Origin of the sequence: Streptomyces scabichelini (assembly GCF_011045015.1) — a bacterium.
Taxonomy (GTDB): domain Bacteria; phylum Actinomycetota; class Actinomycetes; order Streptomycetales; family Streptomycetaceae; genus Streptomyces; species Streptomyces scabichelini.
On sequence record NZ_JAAKZY010000018.1, the window covers coordinates 35167 to 56750 of the forward strand.

Below are 21584 nucleotides of genomic sequence, written 5' to 3' on the forward strand. Positions count from 1 at the left end.
ACCTGCGCTCTCCCGCTTCCGTGTCAGCGGTGTGAGATGTCACGCGGCTGAAACGCCCAAAGCTACTGCTTAGTAATTTTCTGTTGTACCGTTCAGCCATGTCAGAAGCAGCTCTCGTACAGGCAACGATCGGCGACAGCGAGTTCGACCGCGACACCGCGGTCACCCTGCGCGCACCCGGCGTCTACGACATCGACCTGTCCGCCGGTTGGACGATCATCAACGCCGTCAACGGCGGTTACCTGCTGGCCGTTCTGGGCCGCGCGCTCGCGGACGCCCTGCCGCACGGCGACCCGTTCACGATCTCCGCGCACTACCTGACGGCGTCTCAGCCGGGCCCGGCGGTCGTCCGCACGGATGTCGTACGGACCGGTCGCACGCTGTCGACGGGCCAGGCGTCCCTGTTCCAGTACGACGACGAAGGCCGGGAGACCGAACGGATCCGCGTCCTCGCTTCGTACGGCGATCTCGACGCGCTCCCCGACGACGTACGGACATCGGCGAAGCCGCCCGTGATTCCGCCCCTGGAGCAGTGCTTCGGTCCTGCCGATTCGCCGGCTCCCGTCCCCGGCAGTTCCGCCATCACCGACCGGCTGATGCTCAAGCTCGACCCCTCCACCCTGGGCTGGGCGCTCGGATCGCCGTCCGGCAAGGGCGAGATGCGGGCCTGGTTCGGGCTCGCGGACGGCCGGGACGCCGACCCGTTCTCGCTGCTCCTGGCGGTGGACGCGCTGCCGCCCACCGCCTTCGAGCTCGGGATCTCCGGCTGGGTGCCGACGGTCGAACTGACCGTGCACATACGGTGCCGTCCGGCGCCGGGCCCGCTGCGAGTGTCGATCACCACCCGCAATCTCGCCGGGGGCTTCCTGGAGGAGGACGCCGAGGTCTGGGACAGCGCGGACCGGCTGGTGGCACAGTCCCGGCAGCTCGCGCGGGTCAGGCTGGCGTGAGGGGCCTGCGGCCCAGCCAGGCCGCCAACTGCCCGTAGACATCCGCCCCTTCGGGGACCGGCTGGACCGAGCCGAAGGGGACGGTGTCGTCCCGCTGCCCGTCGGGCAGCATGCGCCGGGCGAGGGCGAGCGCGAACTCGGCCAGTTCCGGGTCGAGTCCGAGGGGGCGGCCCAGGGCCTCGGACAGGTCCCAGGTGTGGGCGACCGTCTCCAGGACGTACGCGGACAGGGCGTTGCGGCCGGGCATCTCGCCGAACGGCATGCGCATCACCGTGTCCAGGCGGTCGTCGGGCGCCCAGGCCTCGAGGGCACGCGCCCTGGCCTCGTCGTACGCGGCCGTCCAGCCGTCGTCCGGCACGTCGTCGACGAACGGCCGTACGGCGAGCGCGTCGCCGCCCTCGGCGACGATCGCGAGGCGGCGGGTGCTGCCGGCCAGATGGCTCAGCAGCGTGCGCACGTCGAACTCGGTACAGGGCGTGGGGCCGTCGAGCTGATCGGCGCGTACGGTCTTCACCAGCGCGGCGGCCTGCTCGGCGGCGCGGGCGAACAAGGGGCGGGGGTCGGTGGTCATGACGGTCCTCTCCGGGATGTCCGTGCGTGTCGGTGGATGGAGCATCGCCGGATAACCTGACAGCTGCCGTCAGCATTTGCCACGGCTTCCCGCCCGGCGGGATCCTGGTGCCGTGAAATCCGACCGCCTGCTGTCGATCCTGCTGCTCCTGCAGACCCGCGGCCGCGTCCCCGCCCGTGAACTCGCCGACCGGCTCGAGGTGTCGGTCCGTACGATCTACCGCGACGTCGAGGCCCTGTCGGCCGCCGGAGTCCCGGTGTACGCCGAACGCGGGCGGCACGGCGGCATCGAACTGCTCGCCGGGTTCCGTACGGACGTCACCGGACTGACCGCCGACGAGTCCCGCGCGCTGTTCATCCTCGCCGCGCAGGGCGCGCACGCCGCGCTCGGTCTCGACGAGGCGCTCGGTTCGGCGCTGCGCAAGGTGATGGCCGCGCTGCCGGTCCCGCACCGCCCGGCCGCCGAGGTGACCTCCCGCCGCATCCTGGTCGACGCCACACGCTGGAAGGGCGGGCCGCTGAGGGCGGTCGACCTCGACACACTCCAGGAAGCGGTGTTCGCCGACCGGCGCCTTCATCTGTCGTACCGGCACAGCGACGAGAAGGAGACGCGGACGTACACCGTCGAGCCCTACGGCCTCGTCTCCAAGGGGGGCATCTGGTACCTGGTCGCCGACCGGCGGGGGAAACCGCGGCTCTTCCGCGCCGACCGGGTGCGGTCGGCACGGCTGCTGGACGAGCCGGTGCGGCGCCGGCCGGGCGTCGAACTCGCCGACGCCTGGGAGGTGCTGCGCCGCCAGGTCGAGGAGCGGCCCGACGGGCTCGACGTCACGGTACGGGTGCGGCGCGACCGGCTCGACATGTTCGAGCGCCTGCTCGCCTCCTCCCTGGCGGCGCTGCCGGACGACGACGGACACAGCGAGTGGGTGACCGCGCGGCTGACGTTCGGTTTCGTCGGCGAGGCCCGCCAGCTGCTGCAGTTCGCCGACCGGGTGGAGGTCATCTCCCCGCCCGAGGTGCGCGAGGAACTGGCCGGGGTGGCGGCCTCTGTCGCGGAGCTGTACCAGCGGGTCAGCCCGGGGCCGGCGTGAAGCCCCTGGTCAGCGTGGTCGCTTGAGGCGCACTTTGGCCCGGCTGAGGGCGCGTACGACAGCTTCGTACGCGCCCTTTCGTCACCCTGTCCAGTGCCGGCGGCCGATGCTGATCAGGCGCATTCGGCGGGTTGCCACCCGGGTGACCCGGTCCTGCTCCTCGGGGGACGCCTCCAGGAGGTTGGAGGCGGTCATCAGCATCTGGTCGACGTACAGGCCCGCGAGCATCAGCAGGTCGTCGTCGCTCCACCCGGCCGATTCCGGGTGCTGGGCCAGCGCGGTCTTCACCTCGTCGGTGAACCGGTCCAGTTGCGCCGCGATCGCGGCCCTGACCTGCTGGACTCCGCCATTCCGCTCGCGCGCGATAAAGCGGATGTGTGCGGGGTACTCGCGTACGTGACGGGCGATCAGGTCCACGGCGCGCTCTATGCGTTCGTCGCCGTCGCCGGCCGCGGACACCGTGCCGGCGATCATCGGGTGCAGGCTGCCCAGCGCCTCCTCGACCAGGGCCACGCCGAGATCCGCCGTCGAGTGGAAGTGCCGGTAGAAGGCGGTCGGGGCGACGCCCACGGCCCGGGTGACCTCGCGCAGGCCCAGGCTGCTGAGACTCTGCTCCTCCAACAGACCCAACGCGGCGTCCAGGAACGCCTGCCTCGTCTTCTGTTTCTGGGCCTGTCGGACGCCGAGGGTGTGACTCATGCCATGCAGTTAACAACTGTTCTCTGTCAATTGTGAAGTCATGGGACGCGCTAGACTGGGAAGTCAGTGAACAAGTGTAACTACAACCGTTCACCGATTTATCGTCAACGGGAGGCATTCACATGCTGTTCCTCGTAGCGGCACTCCTGCTGCTGGGCGTCATCCTGGGCCCCGTGGCCCACGCGCCGCTCTCCTTCACGCTGGTCGCCGCCGCGGTCATCGGCATCTGGCTGGCCGTCTTCGCGGTCCGCGAGCGTCACTCGCATCGGCGACACACCACCAACTGACCGCGTTTCTCCGCCTGTTGGGAGCAGACTCATGCAACTCACCACCGCCGCGCCCCAGCGCCGCCACGCCGCCCGTCGCGACGCCGACGGCATGGCTGTGGCGTCCTTCATCCTCGGCCTCGTCGGCCTGCTGGTCTTCAATGTCTTCCTCGGCCCCACCGCCATCGTCCTGGCATCGATGGCCCTCCACCGCGACACCACGCGGCGCGGCCGCGCCTACCTGGGCCTGGGCCTGGGCGTCGCCGATCTCCTGGTCCTCGCGGCGTTCATGTCGGCGGACAGCACGATGTCGTGGAGCTTCGGCAACTGAGGGCTGCCGCCGGCACGCCGCCCTGCCGGCGGCGTGCCGCAGGGCGACGGGGGAGGGTGGGCACAGCCGACAACGCCGGGCTCCCTCGCTGAACGGTCCGGCCGCAGCAAAGGCAAGGCGCACTCGGTGCCACGTACCGGCTACCGGTAAAGCCTCCAGCCCGACCGAACCAAAAAATAGCGGGCTCTAGAATTGAGCCCACCATGGCATACCTCGACCACGCCGCGACCACCCCGATGCTCCCGGAGGCGGTCGAGGCAATGACCGCCCAGCTGAGCGCAACTGGCAACGCTTCCTCCTTGCACGCCGCCGGCCGCCGCGCGCGGCGAACCGTCGAGGAAGCCCGCGAAACCCTGGCGGAAGCCCTGGGCGCACGCCCCAGCGAGGTGGTCTTCACCTCCGGCGGCACCGAGGCCGACAACCTCGCCGTGAAGGGCCTGTACTGGTCCCGCCGCGCCGCAGAACCGGCCCGCACCCGGATTCTGGCCAGCCCCGTCGAGCACCACGCCGTCCTCGACGCCGTGCACTGGCTCGGCGAACACGAGGGCGCCACGGTCGAGTACCTCCCGGTCGACCCGTACGGCCGCATCCACCCCGAAGCCCTGCGCGAGGCCATCGCACGCAACCCCGACGACGTCGCCCTCACCACGGTCATGTGGGCGAACAACGAGATCGGTACGGTCATGCCGGTTCGCGAACTCGCCGACGTCGCCGCCGAGTTCGACATCCCGCTGCACGCCGACGCGGTCCAGGCCTTCGGCCAGCTCCCCGTCGACTTCGGCGCCTCCGGGCTCGCCGCGATGTCCGTCTCGGGCCACAAGATCGGCGGCCCGTACGGCATCGGCGCGCTGCTCCTCGGCCGCGAGTACACCCCCGTACCGGTCCTGCACGGCGGTGGCCAGGAGCGTCACGTCCGCTCCGGCACCCTGGACGTGCCCGCCGTCGCCGCGTTCGCCGTCGCCGGCCGGACCGCAGCCGAGCAGCGCGAGTGGTTCGTCCGCGAGATCGGCGGGCTGCGCGACGACCTGGTCGACGCCGTGCGCAAGGCCGTCCCGGACGCCATCCTCGGCGGCGACCCCGTCGGCGAGGGCCGCCTTCCCGCGAACGCCCACTTCACGTTCCCCGGCTGCGAGGGCGACTCGCTGCTGCTGCTCCTGGACGCCCAGGGCATCGAGTGCTCCACGGGCTCGGCGTGCACGGCGGGTGTGGCCCAGCCCAGCCATGTGCTGCTCGCCACGGGCACCGACCCGGACCTGGCCCGCGGCACCCTCCGCTTCTCCCTCGGCCATACCTCCACGGAGGCGGACGTGGAAGCGGTGGCCCGGGCGATCGGCCCGGCGGTGGAACGGGCTCGGACGGCGGGGCTCAGCTGAGCAGGCCAGCCGGCCTCGGCTGAGCAGGCCAGCCGGTCTCAGCCGGGTGGTCCAGCCGGCCTCAGCTGACTCAGCCGGCCTTCCGGCCTGCCTGTGCGGTTGCCTCCGGCGCGGCTGACGCCTGTGCCGTACTCGCCTTCCGTACGAGCGGTATGTACCGGTCCCAGTCCCAGTGCGGCCCCGGGTCCGTGTGGTCCGTGCCCGGCACCTCGACGTGGCCGATGATGTGCTCGCGGTCGACCGGTATGTCGTAGCGGGCGCACACCCGTGCCGTCAGGCGTGCCGACGCGGCGTACATCGCGTCCGTGAAGTCCTCCGGCCGGTCCACGAAGCCCTCGTGCTCGATGCCGACACTGCGTTCGTTGTAGTCGCGGTTCCCGGCGTGGAAGGCCACGTCCAGCTCGCGGATCATCTGCGTGATGTGGCCGTCCTTGCGGACGATGTAGTGCGCGGCCGCGCCGTGCCCCGGGTCCTGGAAGACCTTCACCGCGCTGTTGAAACTGCCCTGCGTGACATGGATGATCACGCGGTCTATGACGTAGTCCTCGGGACGGTCCGCCATCCGCCAGTTCGCCGACGAGGCTGCCACCCAGCGGGCGCCGCGGAAGTCGACCGCGCCCGTCTTGCGCGGCTTCTCCATGCCGGGCATGCGCCACCACATGCGAGACAGGTCGTCCCACGCGAGCGCGGCGGTGCCCGCCGCGGCCGCGACGCCACCGATGAGCAGCGCCCGCCGCCCGATGCGCCGGTCCGCGTCCCCTGCTGCCCTGTGGCTGCTCGTCTCGCCCATGCGCTCTCCAACGGATACTCGCGGGCTCCGGTTCCCGCGGACCCTTACCCTTGAAGGGTTATGACTGAGATCTCGCAGCGCCCTCGCCCCCTCCGCGTACTGGCCGCCATGTCCGGCGGCGTGGACTCCGCCGTCGCCGCCGCCCGCGCCGCGGAGGCCGGGCACGACGTGACCGGTGTCCACCTCGCCCTCTCGGCGAACCCGCAATCGTTCCGCACGGGCGCGCGCGGCTGTTGCACCATCGAGGACTCCCGCGACGCCCGCCGCGCCGCGGACGTGATCGGCATCCCGTTCTACGTCTGGGACCTCGCCGAGCGTTTCCGCGAGGACGTGGTCGAGGACTTCGTCGCCGAGTACGAGGCCGGGCGCACCCCGAACCCGTGCCTGCGCTGCAACGAGAAGATCAAGTTCGCGGCCCTGCTCGACAAGGCCCTCGCCCTCGGCTTCGACGCGGTCTGCACCGGTCACTACGCCAAGGTGATCGTGAACGAGGACGGCACACGCGAACTGCACCGGGCCTCCGACATGGCCAAGGACCAGTCGTACGTCCTCGGAGTCCTCGACGACCGCCAGCTCGCGCACGCGCTGTTCCCCCTCGGTGACACGGTCACGACCAAGGACGAGATCCGCGCCGAGGCCGAGCGCCGGGGCCTCGCCGTCGCCAAGAAGCCGGACTCGCACGACATCTGCTTCATCGCCGACGGCGACACCCAGGGCTTCCTGGCGGGCCGGCTCGGCAAGTCCGAGGGCGACATCGTGGACGAGTCCGGCGCGGTCGTCGGCACGCACGAGGGTGCGTACGGCTTCACGATCGGCCAGCGCAAGGGGCTCCGTATCGGCACTCCCGCCCCGGACGGCAAGCCGCGGTACGTCCTCGACATCTCGCCGGTGAACAACACGGTGACGGTCGGCCCGGCGGCGGCTCTGGACGTCAGCGCCCTGACGGCGATCAAGCCCCGCTGGTGCGGCGCGGCCCCGACAGGACCGGGTACGTACACGGCGCAGTTGCGCGCCCACGGGGGCGAGACGACGGTCACGGCGGAGTTCGTCGACGGCGCGCTGGAGGTCACCTTCGCCGAGCCGGTCCGGGGCGTTGCTCCCGGGCAGGCGGTGGTGCTGTACGACGGGACGCGCGTGGTGGGGTCGGCGACGATCGCGACGACCACGCGCGCGACGACAGCGGTGGGCTGAGCCGGCTGGGCGCACGCGCGCGGTACCGCGCGCGTGCGCTTGAACAGTTCCACGACTGTGTGGGCTGCCGGGCGGCCCGGAATTCATCGGTCAGATGACTTCTACTTCGTAGAAGCACACGTGGTCCTTGATCTCCGCGACCTCCGGCTTCGGGTCGGGGTATGTCCAGACAAGGTCGGGTGCGTCCGGCAGTGACCAGTAGGACGCGTCGCCCTTGAACGGGCAGTGGGTGTGGGTCTCCGACGGCGTCAGCAGATCGACGCGTACGTCCTCCATGGGGAGGTAGTAGCGTACGGGCAAACCCGTCTCGCGCAGCAGCAGCGGGCGTGTGCTCTCCGCGAGCACCTGCCCGTCGTGCACCACGCGTACGTGCTCGGTGCCCTGCTCGATGGTGATGCGGTGGCCTGCGGTCACGTTCCGTCTCCTCGGGTAGCGGTCTCACCGGATACAGCGCAGGCTGCTGTCGTGTTCTTCCCTGGTTTCTTCCCGACGGAGGTCCTCATGGGAGCCACGCGCCTGACCCGCAACCGCAAGAGCCTTGCCCATCAGGTGCGTTACGCGCTGCGACACCCCGAGAAGGTGCCCGTGTACGCCCGCCGGGCCGCGCGTGACGCCTGGCTGCGGCTCAGATACCGCGACCACGTCGCGTACTACCGGGCTGTCATGGCCTCCGACGCGGCGCGCAGCACCGAAGCGGCGGTGGGCCACAACCCGTCACGCGACCGGTGGACACAGATCGGCCGGATGCAGTTCGACTACCTGGTGCGGCACGGACTGAAGCCGCAGCACAGGATGCTGGAGATCGGCTGCGGGAACCTGCGCGCCGGGCGGCTGTTCATCGACTACCTGGAGAGCGGCAACTACTACGGGATCGACATCTCGCCGGACATCCTGATCGCGGCCCAGGACACCGTCGTACGGGAAGGCCTCCAGGCCAAGCTGCCCCATCTGACGCTCACGGACGATCTGACCTTCGCCTTCCTGCCCGACGCCTGCTTCGACGTGGTGCACGCGCACAGTGTGTTCTCTCATTCGCCGCCGGACGTCATCGAGCAGTGCCTCGCCCACGTCGGGCGTGTCCTCGCGCCCGGCGGGTTCTTCGACTTCACCTTCGACCGGACCGAGGGCAGAGAACACCAGGTGCTGCACGAGGACTTCTATTACCGCACCGACACGCTGGTCCAACTGGCCGCGAAGCATGGCCTCTCGGCCCGTTTCATGGACGACTGGGAGGCGCTTCCGCACCGCCAGTCGAAGCTCCGAGTGACCGCAACGGCCCACGCGGTGTCAGATGCTGCCCGTACCGTGAAGCCATGAACATCTGCGTCTTCCTCTCGGCCGCCGACCTCGACGAGCGCTACACGCGCCCCGCCCGCGAGTTCGCCGAACTGCTCGGCAAGGGCGGGCACACCCTGGTGTGGGGCGGTTCGGACGTCGGACTCATGAAGGTCGTCGCCGACGGCGTGCAGGAGGCGGGCGGACGGCTGCTCGGTGTCTCCGTGGAGTTCCTCGCGGCCAAGGCGCGGCCGGACGCCGACGAGATGATCGTCGCGCGTGACCTCGCCGAGCGTAAGGCGCTGCTTCTGGAGAAGGCCGACGCGGTGGTGATCATGGTCGGCGGGACCGGCACGCTGGACGAGGCGACCGACATCCTGGAGCTGAAGAAGCACGGCCACACCACCAAGCCGGTGGTGCTGCTCAACACGGCGGGCTTCTACGACGGTCTCAAGGAGCAGTTCCGGCGGATGGAGGACGAGGGCTTCCTGCCGGTTCCGCTGACCGAGCTGGTGTTCTTCGCGGAAGAGCCGGTGGGGGCGCTGGCGTACCTGGAGGAGTCGGTCGGAAACCAGTGATGCGAGCATGGCGGGCATGGCTACACATGTGATCACCGGGGCCGGTTCCGGCATCGGCGCGGCCGTCGCCCGCCGCCTCCACGCGCGCGGGGACGAGCTCGTGCTGCACGCGCGCGACGCGGGCCGCGCGAAGGAGCTGGCCGCCGAGTTCCCGGGGGCCAGGACCCTGGTCGGCGACCTCGCGGATCCGGACCGGCTGTCCTGGGCCTTCTCGCACCAGACGCTGCCCGACCGGGTCGACTCGCTCATGCACATCGCGGGCGTCATCGACCTAGGCCCGGTCGGCGAGTTGACCCCCAAGACCTGGCGCCACCAGCTGAACGTCAACCTGATCGCGCCCGCCGAGCTGACCCGCCACTTCCTGCCCCAACTCCGCGTTGCCCAGGGGCATGTGATCTTCGTCAACTCCGGTTCCGGCCTCAACGCCGGCCGCGAATGGTCCGCGTACGCCGCCTCCAAGCACGGTCTGAAGGCCCTCGCCGACTCCCTGCGCCACGAGGAGCACGCGAACGGCGTACGCGTCACCTCGGTCTATCCGGGCCGTACCACGAGCCCCATGCAGGCCAAGGTCCACCAGCAGGAGGGCAAGGAGTACGACCCCTCGAAGTGGATCGACCCCGAGTCGGTGGCGACGACGATCCTGATGGCCCTGGACCTGCCCCGGGACGCGGAGGTCAACGACCTGACGGTGCGGCCGGGGCGCTGACCCGGGCCACGACGATTCCGTACGGATTCCGTACGCTTCCGGGGTGAGCGACACTTCCCGAGTGAGCGAAAACAGCGAGTTCAGGCCCGGCCCGGCGACCGGGATCGGGTCGATGCCGGGCGAGGACGCCCGGGAGACCGCCAAGACCGTGACCGGGACCTTCGAGGGGCCGGAGACCGGGATGCCGTATCTGGCGGAGCTGCCCGCCCGGGGGCCCGGCGCCGACATGATCGGGCGGACCGCCGGGATGCTGGTCGAGCTGTACGCGCGCGTGGAGCCCAGCGGATGGCGGATCGGGGACCGGCCGGGGCGGGACACCCGGCGGGCCAGGGCCTGGCTCCGTCAGGATCTCGACGCGGTGGAGGAGTTCACGCAGGGGTACGAGGGGCCGCTGAAGGTGCAGGCGGTGGGGCCCTGGACGCTCGCGGCGGCCCTGGAGCTCAAGAACGGCGAGTCGGCGCTGTCCGACGCCGGTGCCTGCCGGGATCTCGCCGGATCGCTCGCCGAGGGACTGCGGGCGCATCTGGAGGACGTACGGCGGCGGGTGCCCGGCGCCGAGATCGTGCTGCAACTCGACGAGCCCTCGCTCGTCTCCGTGCTGCGCGGCCAGGTGAGGACCGCGAGCGGTTACCGCACCCACCGGGCCGTGGACCGCCAGGTCGCCGAGGGAACGCTGCGGGACGTCGTCGGTGTGCAGGACGGCGGGCCCGTCGTCCTGCACACATGTGCCCCCGACGTTCCGTTCGCCCTGCTGCGCCGGGCCGGAGCCGCGGCGATCTCCTTCGACTTCACGCTCCTCACCGAGCGTGACGACGACGCGATCGGGGAATCAGTGGAAGGAGGCACGAAGCTGTTCGCAGGCGTCGTGCCGGGCACGGACAGCCCATTGTCAGACCCTGCCGGTAGCGTCATGGGTGTCAGGACGTTGTGGCGCAGGCTGGGGCTGAATCCGGGGCTTCTCGCGGAGGCGGTCACGGTCACTCCGACGTGCGGGCTCGCGGGCGCTTCCCCCGAGTACGCGCGCCGGGCGCTCGCCCACTGCGTCCAGGCGGCGAGATCCCTCGCGGACAACCCAGAGTAACGGGAGGACAATACGGTGGCCGGCGACAAGGACGCACAGACTGCTCAGACTGCCTCGGCTGCGGGGCCCGTGCCCGCCGAGGCACGGGAGAAGCACGCGCAGCTCGCTGAGCAGATCGAGGAGCACCGCTTCCGGTATTACGTGAATGCCGCGCCGGTCGTCAGCGACGCGGAATTCGACCGGCTTCTGCGCGCCCTGGAGGCCCTGGAGGACGAGTATCCCGAGCTCCGCACCCCCGACTCGCCGACCCAGAAGGTCGCGGGGGCGTACGAAACGGAGTTCACGGCCGTCCAGCACCGCGAGCGCATGCTCTCCCTGGACAACGCCTTCGACGACGAGGAGCTGGCGGCCTGGGCCGACCGTGTCGCGAAGGAGGTCGGCACGTCCGACCACCACTTCCTGTGCGAGCTGAAGGTCGACGGCCTCGCGGTCAACCTCACCTACGAGCACGGCCGCCTCACACGCGCGGCGACCCGCGGCGACGGCCGCACGGGCGAGGACATCACGCCGAACGTACGCACGATCGCCGAGGTCCCGGACCGCCTCAGAGGCGATCGCATCCCCGACCTCGTGGAGATCCGCGGCGAGGTCTACTTCCCGATGGAGAAGTTCGAGGAGCTCAACGCGCGTCTGGTGGAGGGCGGCGACAAGCCCTTCGCCAACCCGCGCAACGCGGCGGCGGGTTCACTTCGTCAGAAGGACCCCCGCGTCAGCGCCACCCGCCCGCTGCACATGGTCGTGCACGGCATCGGCGCCAGAGAGGGCTTCGACGGACTCGACCGGCTCTCACAGGCCTATGACCTGCTGCGCGAATGGGGCCTGCCGACGACCCCGTACAGCAAGGTGGTCGACGACCTCGACGGCGTACGGGAGTTCATCGCGTACTACGGAGACAACCGCCACTCCGTGCAGCACGAGATCGACGGCGTCGTCGTGAAGCTCGACGAGATCCCCCTCCAGGGCCGCCTCGGCTCGACCTCGCGGGCCCCGCGCTGGGCGATCGCGTGGAAGTACGCGCCGGAGGAGGTCAACACCAAGCTGGTCAACATCCGCGTCGGCGTGGGCCGCACGGGCCGCGTCACGCCGTATGCCCAGGTGGAGCCGGTCACCGTCGCCGGCTCCGAGGTCGAGTTCGCGACGCTGCACAACCAGGACGTGGTCAAGGCCAAGGGCGTCCTCATCGGCGACACGGTGGTGCTGCGCAAGGCAGGTGACGTCATCCCGGAGATCCTCGGCCCGGTCGTGGACCTGCGCGACGGCAGCGAGCGGGAGTTCGTGATGCCGTCCGAGTGCCCCGAGTGCGGTACGCCGCTGCGGCCGATGAAGGAGGGCGACGTCGACCTGCGCTGCCCGAACGCGCGTACGTGCCCGGCCCAGTTGCGCGAGCGCCTCTTCTACCTGGCGGGACGCAAGGCGCTGGACATCGAGAACTTCGGCTATGTCGCCGCCGCCGCGCTGACCAAGCCTCTGGAGCCGGCCGAGCCGCCTCTGCAGGACGAGGGCGATCTCTTCGACCTCACCATCGAGCAGTTGCTGCCCATCAAGGCGTACGTCCTCGACCAGGACAGCGGGTTGCCGAAGCGGGACCCGAAAACGGGCGAGGAGAAGATCGCCACGGTCTTCGCCAACCAGCAGGGCGAACCCAAGAAGAACGCGCTGGCCATGCTGGAGAACATCGCCGCCGCCAAGAGCCGTCCGCTCGCCCGGGTGCTCACCGGGTTGTCGATCCGTCATGTCGGGCCGGTCGCGGCCGAGGCGCTGGCCCGCGGGTTCCGCTCGATCGACAGGATCGAGCAGGCCACGGAGGAGGAGCTGGCCGCCACCGAGGGCGTCGGCCCGATCATCGCCGCCTCCCTCAAGGAATGGTTCGGGGTGGACTGGCATCAGGAGATCCTGCGCAAGTGGCGGGCCGCCGGTGTCCGGATGGCGGAAGAGAGCTCCGGCGAGGACGAGGGACCGCGCCCGCTCGAAGGGCTCACCGTCGTCGTCACCGGAACGCTCGAACATCACACGCGGGACGTTGCGAAAGAGCAACTTCAAAGCCGGGGCGCGAAAGTAACCGGTTCGGTTTCGAAGAAGACTTCATTCGTAGTCGTTGGCGATAATCCTGGATCGAAGTACGACAAGGCCATGCAGCTCAAAGTGCCGGTTCTGAACGAGGAGGGCTTTGTCGTTCTGCTCGAACAAGGACCGGACGCGGCTGCTGAAGTCGCGCTTCCGACCGAGGAGTAGCGGTTGAAGGCCACCCGATCGGCGCATACCAGATGCATACGGGAGGCCGGGTCGCATTCGGGCAACCGTGGACGACCGCTGCCCGTAGAAGCCTTCTGCGGCCTACTGTTGAGATGTGCGCCTGCCGTGCCCAGCTGCGGTTGGGGCATTCCCTGCTCGTCAAGAGTGAGGGAAGGGTTTTCAGACGCGGTGCCGTTGAGGGTGTGTCGGGCATCGGGCCGCGTGGCGTGGGCACCGCCGGCTGTGAGAGGGACGGGAATGGATTCGACCGAGAGCGCCGCCCCGGACTCACGGCTGCGCCCGCGCTGGGTGACCGGTATGCGGCGATGGGGGTCGTCCCTGAGCGCCGCCGGACAGCGCACCGCGGTGGACGGGCACGGGCCCGGCGGGGACGCGCGCGGGCAGGGCCAGGTGAGCACCGGCTCGGGGCACGGCATGCCCGGTCATGAATCCGAGCGGCAGTCGTTCTGGCCCACGCTGCCCACGGCGGTCGTCGCGGCGGCCGGGTTCGTCCTGGGCGCGGGCTTCTTCCGGGGATTCACCGGGCATCAGGCGCTCTTTCCGTCCGGTTCCGCCGGCTGGTCGCTGGCCGTGCTGGTCGGCATCATCGTCGGCCATCTGGTGGCGCTCGGCCGTGCCCGCTGGTGGGGCGGTACGGGCTCCGGCGCGGCCCTCACACTCGCGGTTCTGCTGCTGTACGGCTGGGTGCCCGCCGGAATGGTCAGCCTGACCGTCGTCGTACTCGTCGGCATCGCCCGCCGCCATCGCTGGCGGCAGGGCGTGCTGCACGGAGCGGTGGACATTCTCGGCATCGGCGGCGGTGCGCTGGTGCTGGCCGTGTTCGGCCGGGTCCCGTCCGTGGAGAAGCCCTGGGACCCGGAGACCTGGACCGTCTACACCGCGCCCGAGGTGGTGTTGGTGGCGGTGGCGTATCTCGCGGTGACGCGCGCGCTCCTCTGGTACCTCCATGCGCCCCGCGCCGGTGTGCCGACGGTCGCCCGTACGGCCCTGGTCAGACAGGGGCTCGTCGCCGTGGCGCTGCTCGGTATCGCCCCGCTGATCTGCGTCGTCGCGATGTCCCTCCCCATCCTGCTGCCGCTCTTCTCGATCCCGCTCATAGCGCTCGACTTCAGTCTGTGGATAGCCCGTGCCCGGGCCGAGGAGCAGTTGCGCGACCCGCTCACGGGGCTGCCCAACCGCCAGTGGCTCCTCGAACGGACATGGACGGCGCTGGACGATGCCGAGCGGATCGGTGCGCGTTCCGCACTCATGCTGATCGACCTGGATCGCTTCCGGTCCGTGAATGACACGCTGGGGCATCTCGCGGGGGACAGGCTGCTGTTGCAGATAGCGGATCGGTTGCGGCTGGCGTTGCCGCGCGGAGCGGAGGCCGCGCGGCTCGGTGGTGACGAGTTCGCCGTGTTACTGCCCGTCGCCGACTCGACGACGTCCGCCACACGGGTCGCCCGGGGCCTCGTCGCCGCGCTGGGCTCACCGCTCGACCTCGACGGGCTCACCCTCGTCCTGGAGGCCAGTGCCGGGCTCGCCGTGTTCCCCGACCACGCGCTGGACGCGGAGGGGCTGCTGCGACGGGCGGACGTCGCGATGTACCAGGCGAAGCGGGACCGTACGGGGGTGGAGGTGTACGAGTCCAAGCGGGACTCCAACACCCCTGACCGGCTCGGGCTGTTGGGGGATCTGCGCCGGGCTCTGGACGCCGGGGACGTCGAGCTGCACTACCAGCCGAAGGTGCGGTTCGACGGGCAGGTGGCCGGGCTCGAGGCGCTCGTACGGTGGGTGCATCCCGAGCGGGGGAAGGTGCCGCCGGACGAGTTCATAGCCATCGCCGAGTCGTCCGGGCTGATGCCGCATCTCACCGAGTACGTGCTGGAGACGGCGCTCGGGCAGGTAGCCCGGTGGCGGGCGCAGGGACTGCATGTTCCGGTGGCCGTCAATGTGTCGCCGCGGGATGTGCACACGCCCGGGTTCGCGGGGTCGGTCGCGGCGCGGCTCGCCCGCCACGGAGTTCCCGCGGGGGCCTTGCAGCTGGAGATAACCGAGCATGTGCTGCTCGAGGATCCGCAGCGGGCCGCGGACACGCTGGCCGCGCTGACCGGGCACGGCGTGAAGATGTCGCTCGACGACTTCGGCACCGGGTACTCCTCGTTGGTGCACCTGCGCCGGCTTCCCGTGAGCGAGCTGAAGATCGACCGGTCCTTCGTGGCCCGGCTGGCCGTCGACACGGAGGATGCCGAGATCGTTCGCTGCACCGTCGATCTCGCTCATTCACTGGGGCTTCTCGTCGTCGCCGAGGGCGTGGAGGACGACGAGACGTGGGAGCGGCTTCGGGATCTTGGCTGCGACGCAGTTCAGGGCTGGCTCGTCGCCGCCGCCATGCCCGCCGAGGAGACGACCGCATGGCTCAGGGCCCGCGGGTCCCGCGGCTGGCAGCGGCCCAGGGCGGCGTTGCCCGCGGCCGCGGCGGACGATCCTGGGCGGGTCATCAACTGAGGGCGAGGGACGGTGGCGGTCCGGCACCACCCGTGACGGACAGTTGCCGGGTGCGGGTCTTCTTACGGTGGTTCGCCGGCGTCGGCGACCACGGGCGGGTGCCTCTGCATGGTGTGTGAGAGAAACCCGTGCGCGGGCACCCGCGCCCGCGCCATAGGATTGGGCCAAACCACACACACTCACCCCTGAGGATCGCTGCATGCCTGGCATCACGCGCGAGGAGGTCGCTCACCTCGCACGGCTGGCGCGTCTGGAGCTGAAGGACGAAGAGCTCGATCACTTCGCCGGTCAGCTGGACGACATCATCGGCGCGGTCGCCCGCGTCAGCGAGGTCGCCGACCAAGACGTACCGCCGACCTCCCACCCGCTGCCGCTGACGAACGTCATGCGCGCGGACGAGGTCCGTCCGTCGCTCACCCCCGAGCAGGCGCTCTCCGGTGCCCCTGCCCAGGAGCAGCAGCGTTTCAAGGTGCCTCAGATCCTGGGGGAGGAGTAATCCGACATGACGGACAGTAACGTCACCATCATCAAGCTGACCGCCGCCGAGATCGCGCAGAAGATCGCCGCGGGCGAGCTCACGGCCGTGCAGGTCACCGAGGCCCACCTCGCCCGTATCGAGGCCGTCGACGAGAAGGTGCACGCCTTCCTGCACATCGACCGGGAAGGGGCGCTGGCCCAGGCCCGTGCCATCGACGAGAAGCGGGCCAAGGGTGAGAAGCTCGGTCCCCTCGCCGGTGTGCCGCTCGCGCTCAAGGACATCTTCACCACCGAGGGGATCCCGACCACCGTCGGTTCGAAGATCCTCGAGGGCTGGATTCCGCCGTACGACGCCACCGTCACCCAGAAGCTGAAGGCCGCCGGCGTCGTCATCCTCGGCAAGACCAACATGGACGAGTTCGCCATGGGGTCCAGTACGGAGAACAGCGCGTTCGGGCCCACCGGCAACCCGTGGGACCTGACCAGGATTCCCGGCGGCTCCGGCGGCGGATCCTCCGCCGCCCTCGCCTCCTTCCAGGCGCCCCTCGCCATCGGCACCGACACCGGCGGCTCCATCCGCCAGCCCGCCGCCGTCACCGGCACGGTCGGCGTGAAGCCGACGTACGGCGGCGTGTCCCGGTACGGCATGGTGGCGTTCTCGTCCTCCCTCGACCAGGGCGGCCCCTGCGCCCGTACGGTCCTGGACGCGGCCCTCCTCCACGAGGTCATCGCCGGTCACGACCCCCTCGACTCGACCTCCATCGACGCGCCCGTACCGCCCGTCGTCGAGGCCGCCCGCAACGGCAGCGTGGCGGGCATGCGCGTGGGCGTCGTCAAGCAGTTCCGCGGCGAGGGCTACCAGGCCGGTGTCGTGCAGCGCTTCGACGAGTCGGTCGCGCTCCTCAAGGAGCTGGGTGCCGAGATCGTCGAGCTGGACTGCCCGTCCTTCGACCTGGCCCTGTCGGCGTACTACCTGATCGCGCCGTCCGAGTGCTCCTCCAACCTCGCCCGCTTCGACGGCCTGCGCTACGGCCTGCGCACCGGCGACGACGGCAGCCGCTCCGCCGAGGACGTCACCTCCCTCACCCGCGAGGCGGGCTTCGGCGACGAGGTCAAGCGCCGCGTCATGCTCGGCACGTACGCCCTGTCGAGCGGCTACTACGACGCGTACTACGGCAGCGCCCAGAAGGTCCGTACGCTCATTACGCGGGACTTCGAGAAGTCCTTCGAGCAGGTCGACGTCATCGTCTCGCCGACGACCCCGACCACCGCCTTCCCGATCGGCGAGCGTGCCGACGACCCGATGGCGATGTACCTCGCGGACCTGTGCACCATCCCGACCAACCTGGCGGGCAACGCCGCCATGTCGCTGCCCTGCGGCCTCGCGCCGGAGGACAACCTCCCGGTCGGTCTGCAGATCATCGCCCCCGCGATGCAGGACGACCGCCTGTACAAGGTGGGCGCCGCGGTCGAGGCCGCGTTCGTGGAACGCTGGGGTCACCCGCTGATCGAGGAGGCTCCGTCGCTGTGAGCAAGGCACTGTCGAAGGCCAAGGGCTTCAAGAAGTCGAAGTCCGGCACGTACCTGTCCATCGCCACCACCGCGTTCGGCGCGATCGGTGTCGCCAAGCAGATCAAGAAGGCCCGCGTCGAGAACGACACACTCCGGCTCGTCGACGCCGTGGTGACCGCCGCCGGTGTCGTCACCGGCCTCGCACTGCTCTACCGCGAGCTGAAGCGGCTGGGCGACGACGACGTCCTGCTGGGCTGAGAGGGAAAGTTCACCGTGACTGTCACGACCACGACTGACCTGGTGTCGTACGAGGACGCGCTGGCGTCGTACGACCCCGTCATGGGCCTGGAGGTCCATGTCGAACTCGGCACCAAGACCAAGATGTTCTGCGGATGTTCGACCGAGCTGGGCGCCGAGCCCAACTCGCAGACCTGCCCGACCTGCCTCGGCATGCCCGGCTCGCTCCCGGTCATGAACGCGACCGGTGTCGAGTCCGCGATCAAGATCGGTCTCGCGCTGAACTGCGAGATCGCCGAGTGGTGCCGTTTCGCCCGGAAGAACTACTTCTATCCGGACATGCCGAAGAACTTCCAGACCTCCCAGTACGACGAGCCGATCGCCTTCAACGGCTATCTGGACGTCCAGCTGGAGGACGGCGAGATCTTCCGTGTGGAGATCGAGCGCGCCCACATGGAGGAGGACACCGGCAAGTCCACACACGTGGGCGGCGCGACGGGCCGAATCCACGGCGCCTCGCACTCGCTCCTCGACTACAACCGCGCCGGCATCCCGCTCATCGAGATCGTCACCAAGCCGATCGAGGGAGCGGGGGAGCGCGCGCCCGAGGTCGCCAAGGCGTACGTCGCCGAACTGCGCGAGCTCATCAAGGCGCTCGGCGTCTCCGAGGCCCGCATGGAGATGGGCCAGATGCGCTGCGACGTGAACCTGTCGCTGCGCCCCAACGGCACCGAGAAGTTCGGCACGCGCTCCGAGACGAAGAACGTCAACTCGCTGCGTTCGGTGGAGCGTGCCTGCCGGTACGAGATCCAGCGGCACGCCGCCGTCCTGAACAGCGGCGGCACGATCATCCAGGAGACCCGCCACTTCCACGAGGACACGGGCTCCACGACCTCCGGCCGCGTGAAGGAAGAGGCGGAGGACTACCGCTACTTCCCCGAGCCGGACCTCGTTCCCGTCGCTCCGACCCGCGAGTGGGTCGAGGAACTGCGGGCGGGCCTGCCCGAGCTGCCGCGGGTGCGCCGCAACCGGCTGCGCGAGGAGTGGGGCATCTCCGAGCACGACATGCAGTCGATCCTGAACGCGGGCGCGGTCGACCTGATCGCCGCCACGATCGAGTCGGGTGCCGACTCGGTCTCGGCGCGCAAGTGGTGGATGGGCGAAATGGCCCGGAACGCCAACGAGTCGGGGCGCCCGATCGACGAACTGCCGATCACGCCCGAGCAGGTCGCCCGTGTGACCACGCTGGTCAAGGAGGGCTCCCTCAACGACAAGCTGGCCCGTCAGGTCATCGAAGGCGTTCTCGCGGGCGAAGGCACCCCGGACGAGGTCGTCGAGAAGCGCGGCCTGAAGGTCGTCTCGGACGAGGGCGCCCTGACGGCCGCCGTCGAGGAGGCCATCGCCGGCAACCCGGCCATCGCGGACAAGATCCGCGGCGGCAAGGTGGCCGCCGCGGGCGCGCTGGTGGGCGCGGTCATGAAGGCCACGCGGGGCCAGGCCGACGCGGCCCGTGTCAAGGAACTGATCCTGGAGAAGCTGGGCGTCGAGGGCTGAGCGCTCCGCTGGAAGTGCGGTCCGGAATCTGCGGACCGTCTGTGGCTGGTCGCGCAGTTCCCGCGCCCCTTACGGGGCGCACGTCTGAACGCCGGTCGGGCTGGAACACCCCAGCCCGACCGGCGTTTCTGTGACTCAGGGCCGGCGGTTCGGCAGCCGTAGCGCCATCGGCAACGCCAGCGCCATCAACCCCACCCCGCACAGCAGCGTCGTACGGAACCCGTCCGTCGCCGTCAGCAGCAGGGCCGCGAGCGCCGTGCCGACGGACGCGGCCATCTGCGAGATGATGTTCAACGCCGTGCTGCCGGCGGCGACTTCGCTGTCCGCGAGGCCGCGTGTGGCCGAGGCCATGACCGGCATGTTGGTCATGCCGACGCCGGTGCCCATGACGGCGAGCGAGGCGACCAGGCGCCAGTACGGGGTGTCCGGCCCGGCCTGAACCGCGAAGGCGAGGAAGCCCGCGGCGGCGACCAGGATGCCGGGCACGACGATCGCTCGGGTCGCGACACGGTCCGAGATACGGCTGGAGAACTGCATCACCGTGCCGCTGAACAGGAACTGAGGAGCCATCAGCAGCCCGGCCTCCGTCGCGGACAGGCCGCGTCCCTGCTGCCAGTACAGCGGTACGAGGATCATCGAACCGAAGTACGCCGCCGAGAACGGAACCATCGTCGCCACCGCCCGGCCGAACGACGCCCTGCTCAGCAGCCGCAGGTCGAGCAGCGGATGCGGTGCCCGCAGCGCCCGTACCGCGAAGGCCGCCACCAGCGCCGTACCCACGACGATCGGGACGACGACCCCGGCGTCGCCGAAGCCGCCGCGCTCACCGCCCAGCGTCAGTCCGTACAGCAGGGCGGCGAGGCCCGGGGAGAGCGTCAGCAGACCGGCCAGGTCCAGCGGGCGGTGGAGCCGCTCGTCGTCGCCGCGCAGGACGCGGGCGCCGAGGAGCAGGGTCAGGGCGCCGACGGGGACGTTGACGAAGAAGATCCAGCGCCAGGAGAGCGCGTCGGTGAAGACGCCGCCGAGGATCGGTCCCGCCATCGGGCCGATGAGGACGGGGATGCCGAGGATGCCCATCATCGTGCCCTTGCGCTCCGGCGGGGCGGCGCGCAGGACCACGGTCATCGCGACCGGCACGATCATGCCGCCGCCGAGTCCCTGGAGCACCCGGAAGGTGATCAGCGAACCCGCGTTCCAGGCAAGGCCCGTGAGCCCCGAGCCGAGGGTGAAGAGCGTGACGGCGGTGAGGAAGACCCGCTTCGCGCCGTACCGGCCCACCGCCCACGCGGTGACCGGGATGACGGTCGCCAGCGCGAGCGAGTAGCCGGTCACCGTCCACTGGACCACGGACAGCGGTGCGTCGAAGGCGCGTGACAGATGGCCGAGGGCGACATTGACGATGGTCATGTCGAGCACCGTCATGAACGAGCCGAGGACCACGACGCCCGCGACGGCCAGGACGTTCCGGGGTATGGCGGGGACCGGTGAACTCCCGGTCTCCGTCGGCAGCGTGGCGCTCATCGCGCGCCGTACGGTGCCGCGGCGCGGCCCGCTCGCAACGTACGCCCCCACCAGGTCAGCTGGTCCAGCATGCCCTTGCCGGCGCCCTCGGGGATGTCGGGCCGCAGCAGCGAGCCGTCCTCCGCGAAGTTCTCCCCCGCCCTGTGGAAGCTGACCGAGTCCCGCATCGTCACGGCGTGCAACTCGGCGAAGACGAGCCGCAGTTGCTCGACCGCGCGCAGACCGCCGCCCATCCCTCCGTACGACACGAAGCCGACCGGCTTGGCCTGCCACTGCGTGTAGTGCAGGTCGATGGCGTTCTTCAGGGGCGCCGGGAAGCTGTGGTTGTACTCGGGCGTGATCACCACGAAGGCGTCGGCCGCCGCCAGGCGTTCCGTGACCGCGGCGGCCTCGGGGTGGGGTGCGGGGGAGACGACGTCGGGCAGCCGATGGTCGGCGAGGTCGATCGGGTCGAGTTCGAGATCGCCGCGCTGGGCGGCGAACCGCAGGAACCAGTCGGTGACCACGGGTCCGAAGCGGCCCTCGCGGATGGAACCGGTCAGGACGGCGACACGAAGGGGGGCGTTGGACAGGTTCGGGGAAGCGGAGGAGTTCGTCATGCCGAGAAAAGTACAACGCTCATGGCAATGAATGCAACGA

22 protein-coding genes are annotated in these 21584 nt (G+C 70.2%); 16 read left to right on the plus strand and 6 right to left on the minus strand.

The window, feature by feature from the left end; genetic code table 11:
- Positions 1–98 precede the first annotated feature (98 nt).
- Positions 99–950: a thioesterase family protein gene (locus G5C60_RS08410; RefSeq protein WP_165256339.1), complete on the plus strand. Its 852-nt coding sequence runs from the start codon at positions 99–101 to the stop codon at positions 948–950.
- Here the strand turns inward: G5C60_RS08410 and G5C60_RS08415 are convergent.
- A complete protein-coding gene (locus G5C60_RS08415) occupies positions 937–1521 on the minus strand; it encodes a TIGR03086 family metal-binding protein (RefSeq protein WP_165256341.1) in 585 nt (194 codons plus the stop codon). The genes G5C60_RS08410 and G5C60_RS08415 overlap by 14 nt on opposite strands.
- A 112-nt stretch (positions 1522–1633) precedes the next feature.
- Between G5C60_RS08415 and G5C60_RS08420 the strand changes: the two genes are divergently transcribed.
- The gene (locus G5C60_RS08420; RefSeq protein ID WP_165256343.1) at positions 1634–2611 is read left to right on the plus strand and encodes a WYL domain-containing protein; all 978 of its coding nucleotides are present in this window, start codon (positions 1634–1636) and stop codon (positions 2609–2611) included.
- A gap of 81 nt (positions 2612–2692) precedes the next feature.
- Here the strand turns inward: G5C60_RS08420 and G5C60_RS08425 are convergent, their stop codons facing one another.
- Positions 2693–3310, minus strand: coding sequence for a TetR family transcriptional regulator (locus tag G5C60_RS08425; protein ID WP_165256345.1), 618 nt, complete (start codon positions 3308–3310; stop codon positions 2693–2695).
- Between the two features lie 122 nt (positions 3311–3432).
- Here G5C60_RS08425 and G5C60_RS08430 point away from each other — a divergent pair, with 122 nt between their 5' ends.
- From G5C60_RS08430 to G5C60_RS08440, 3 genes are all read left to right on the plus strand, one after another.
- A complete protein-coding gene (locus G5C60_RS08430; RefSeq protein ID WP_165256347.1) occupies positions 3433–3597 on the plus strand; it encodes a hypothetical protein in 165 nt (54 codons plus the stop codon).
- 31 nt (positions 3598–3628) lie between these two features.
- Entirely contained in the window at positions 3629–3907 is a 279-nt protein-coding gene (locus tag G5C60_RS08435) for a DUF4190 domain-containing protein (RefSeq protein ID WP_165256349.1), read from the plus strand.
- Positions 3908–4110: 203 nt separating this feature from the next.
- Positions 4111–5280, plus strand: coding sequence for a cysteine desulfurase family protein (locus tag G5C60_RS08440; protein WP_165256351.1), 1170 nt, complete (start codon positions 4111–4113; stop codon positions 5278–5280).
- A gap of 70 nt (positions 5281–5350) precedes the next feature.
- On the opposite strand, the gene G5C60_RS08445 is transcribed toward G5C60_RS08440, so the two are convergent.
- Positions 5351–6070, minus strand: a complete 720-nt coding sequence (locus G5C60_RS08445) for an N-acetylmuramoyl-L-alanine amidase (protein WP_165256353.1) — start codon at positions 6068–6070, stop codon at positions 5351–5353.
- Between the two features lie 60 nt (positions 6071–6130).
- Here G5C60_RS08445 and mnmA point away from each other — a divergent pair, with 60 nt between their 5' ends.
- Positions 6131–7261, plus strand: a complete 1131-nt coding sequence (mnmA, locus tag G5C60_RS08450; protein WP_165256355.1) for a tRNA 2-thiouridine(34) synthase MnmA — start codon at positions 6131–6133, stop codon at positions 7259–7261.
- 90 nt (positions 7262–7351) lie between these two features.
- Here the strand turns inward: mnmA and G5C60_RS08455 are convergent, their stop codons facing one another.
- A complete protein-coding gene (locus tag G5C60_RS08455) occupies positions 7352–7675 on the minus strand; it encodes a DUF427 domain-containing protein (protein ID WP_165256357.1) in 324 nt (107 codons plus the stop codon).
- 87 nt (positions 7676–7762) lie between these two features.
- On the opposite strand from G5C60_RS08455, the gene G5C60_RS08460 reads away from it, so the two are divergent.
- The 10 genes from G5C60_RS08460 to gatB all read left to right on the plus strand — a co-directional run bounded on the left by G5C60_RS08460 (position 7763) and on the right by gatB (position 19424).
- Positions 7763–8578, plus strand: coding sequence for a class I SAM-dependent methyltransferase (locus G5C60_RS08460; protein ID WP_206439239.1), 816 nt, complete (start codon positions 7763–7765; stop codon positions 8576–8578).
- On the plus strand, positions 8575–9114 hold the full coding sequence (locus G5C60_RS08465) for an LOG family protein (protein WP_165256359.1): 540 nt from the start codon (positions 8575–8577) through the stop codon (positions 9112–9114). Before G5C60_RS08460 ends, G5C60_RS08465 begins: the two co-directional genes overlap by 4 nt.
- 7 nt (positions 9115–9121) lie before the next feature.
- Positions 9122–9820 carry an SDR family oxidoreductase gene (locus tag G5C60_RS08470; RefSeq protein WP_165256361.1) on the plus strand — a complete coding sequence of 233 codons (699 nt, stop codon included), beginning with the start codon at positions 9122–9124 and terminating at the stop codon, positions 9818–9820.
- Positions 9821–9881: 61 nt separating this feature from the next.
- The gene (locus G5C60_RS08475) at positions 9882–10901 is read left to right on the plus strand and encodes a uroporphyrinogen decarboxylase/cobalamine-independent methonine synthase family protein (protein ID WP_165256363.1); all 1020 of its coding nucleotides are present in this window, start codon (positions 9882–9884) and stop codon (positions 10899–10901) included.
- A gap of 15 nt (positions 10902–10916) precedes the next feature.
- Positions 10917–13133, plus strand: coding sequence for an NAD-dependent DNA ligase LigA (gene ligA / locus G5C60_RS08480; protein WP_338145740.1), 2217 nt, complete (start codon positions 10917–10919; stop codon positions 13131–13133).
- A 258-nt stretch (positions 13134–13391) separates the two neighbouring features.
- Positions 13392–15644 (plus strand): putative bifunctional diguanylate cyclase/phosphodiesterase, encoded by a 2253-nt coding sequence (locus G5C60_RS08485; protein WP_165256365.1) that lies wholly within the window; start codon positions 13392–13394, stop codon positions 15642–15644.
- 199 nt (positions 15645–15843) lie between these two features.
- Entirely contained in the window at positions 15844–16140 is a 297-nt protein-coding gene (gene gatC / locus G5C60_RS08490; RefSeq protein WP_030258164.1) for an Asp-tRNA(Asn)/Glu-tRNA(Gln) amidotransferase subunit GatC, read from the plus strand.
- 6 nt (positions 16141–16146) lie between these two features.
- On the plus strand, positions 16147–17652 hold the full coding sequence (gene gatA, locus G5C60_RS08495) for an Asp-tRNA(Asn)/Glu-tRNA(Gln) amidotransferase subunit GatA (protein WP_165256367.1): 1506 nt from the start codon (positions 16147–16149) through the stop codon (positions 17650–17652).
- A complete protein-coding gene (locus tag G5C60_RS08500) occupies positions 17649–17891 on the plus strand; it encodes a hypothetical protein (RefSeq protein WP_165256369.1) in 243 nt (80 codons plus the stop codon). Before gatA ends, G5C60_RS08500 begins: the two co-directional genes overlap by 4 nt.
- Before the next feature lie 15 nt (positions 17892–17906).
- On the plus strand, positions 17907–19424 hold the full coding sequence (gatB, locus tag G5C60_RS08505) for an Asp-tRNA(Asn)/Glu-tRNA(Gln) amidotransferase subunit GatB (protein ID WP_165256371.1): 1518 nt from the start codon (positions 17907–17909) through the stop codon (positions 19422–19424).
- Positions 19425–19559: 135 nt separating this feature from the next.
- Here the strand turns inward: gatB and G5C60_RS08510 are convergent, their stop codons facing one another.
- Both G5C60_RS08510 and G5C60_RS08515 read right to left on the minus strand, forming a co-directional pair.
- Positions 19560–20945 carry a DHA2 family efflux MFS transporter permease subunit gene (locus tag G5C60_RS08510; protein ID WP_165256373.1) on the minus strand — a complete coding sequence of 462 codons (1386 nt, stop codon included), beginning with the start codon at positions 20943–20945 and terminating at the stop codon, positions 19560–19562.
- Positions 20942–21544: an NADPH-dependent FMN reductase gene (locus G5C60_RS08515; RefSeq protein WP_165256375.1), complete on the minus strand. Its 603-nt coding sequence runs from the start codon at positions 21542–21544 to the stop codon at positions 20942–20944. The genes G5C60_RS08510 and G5C60_RS08515 overlap by 4 nt, the downstream gene beginning before the upstream one ends.
- Positions 21545–21584: the final 40 nt, after the last annotated feature.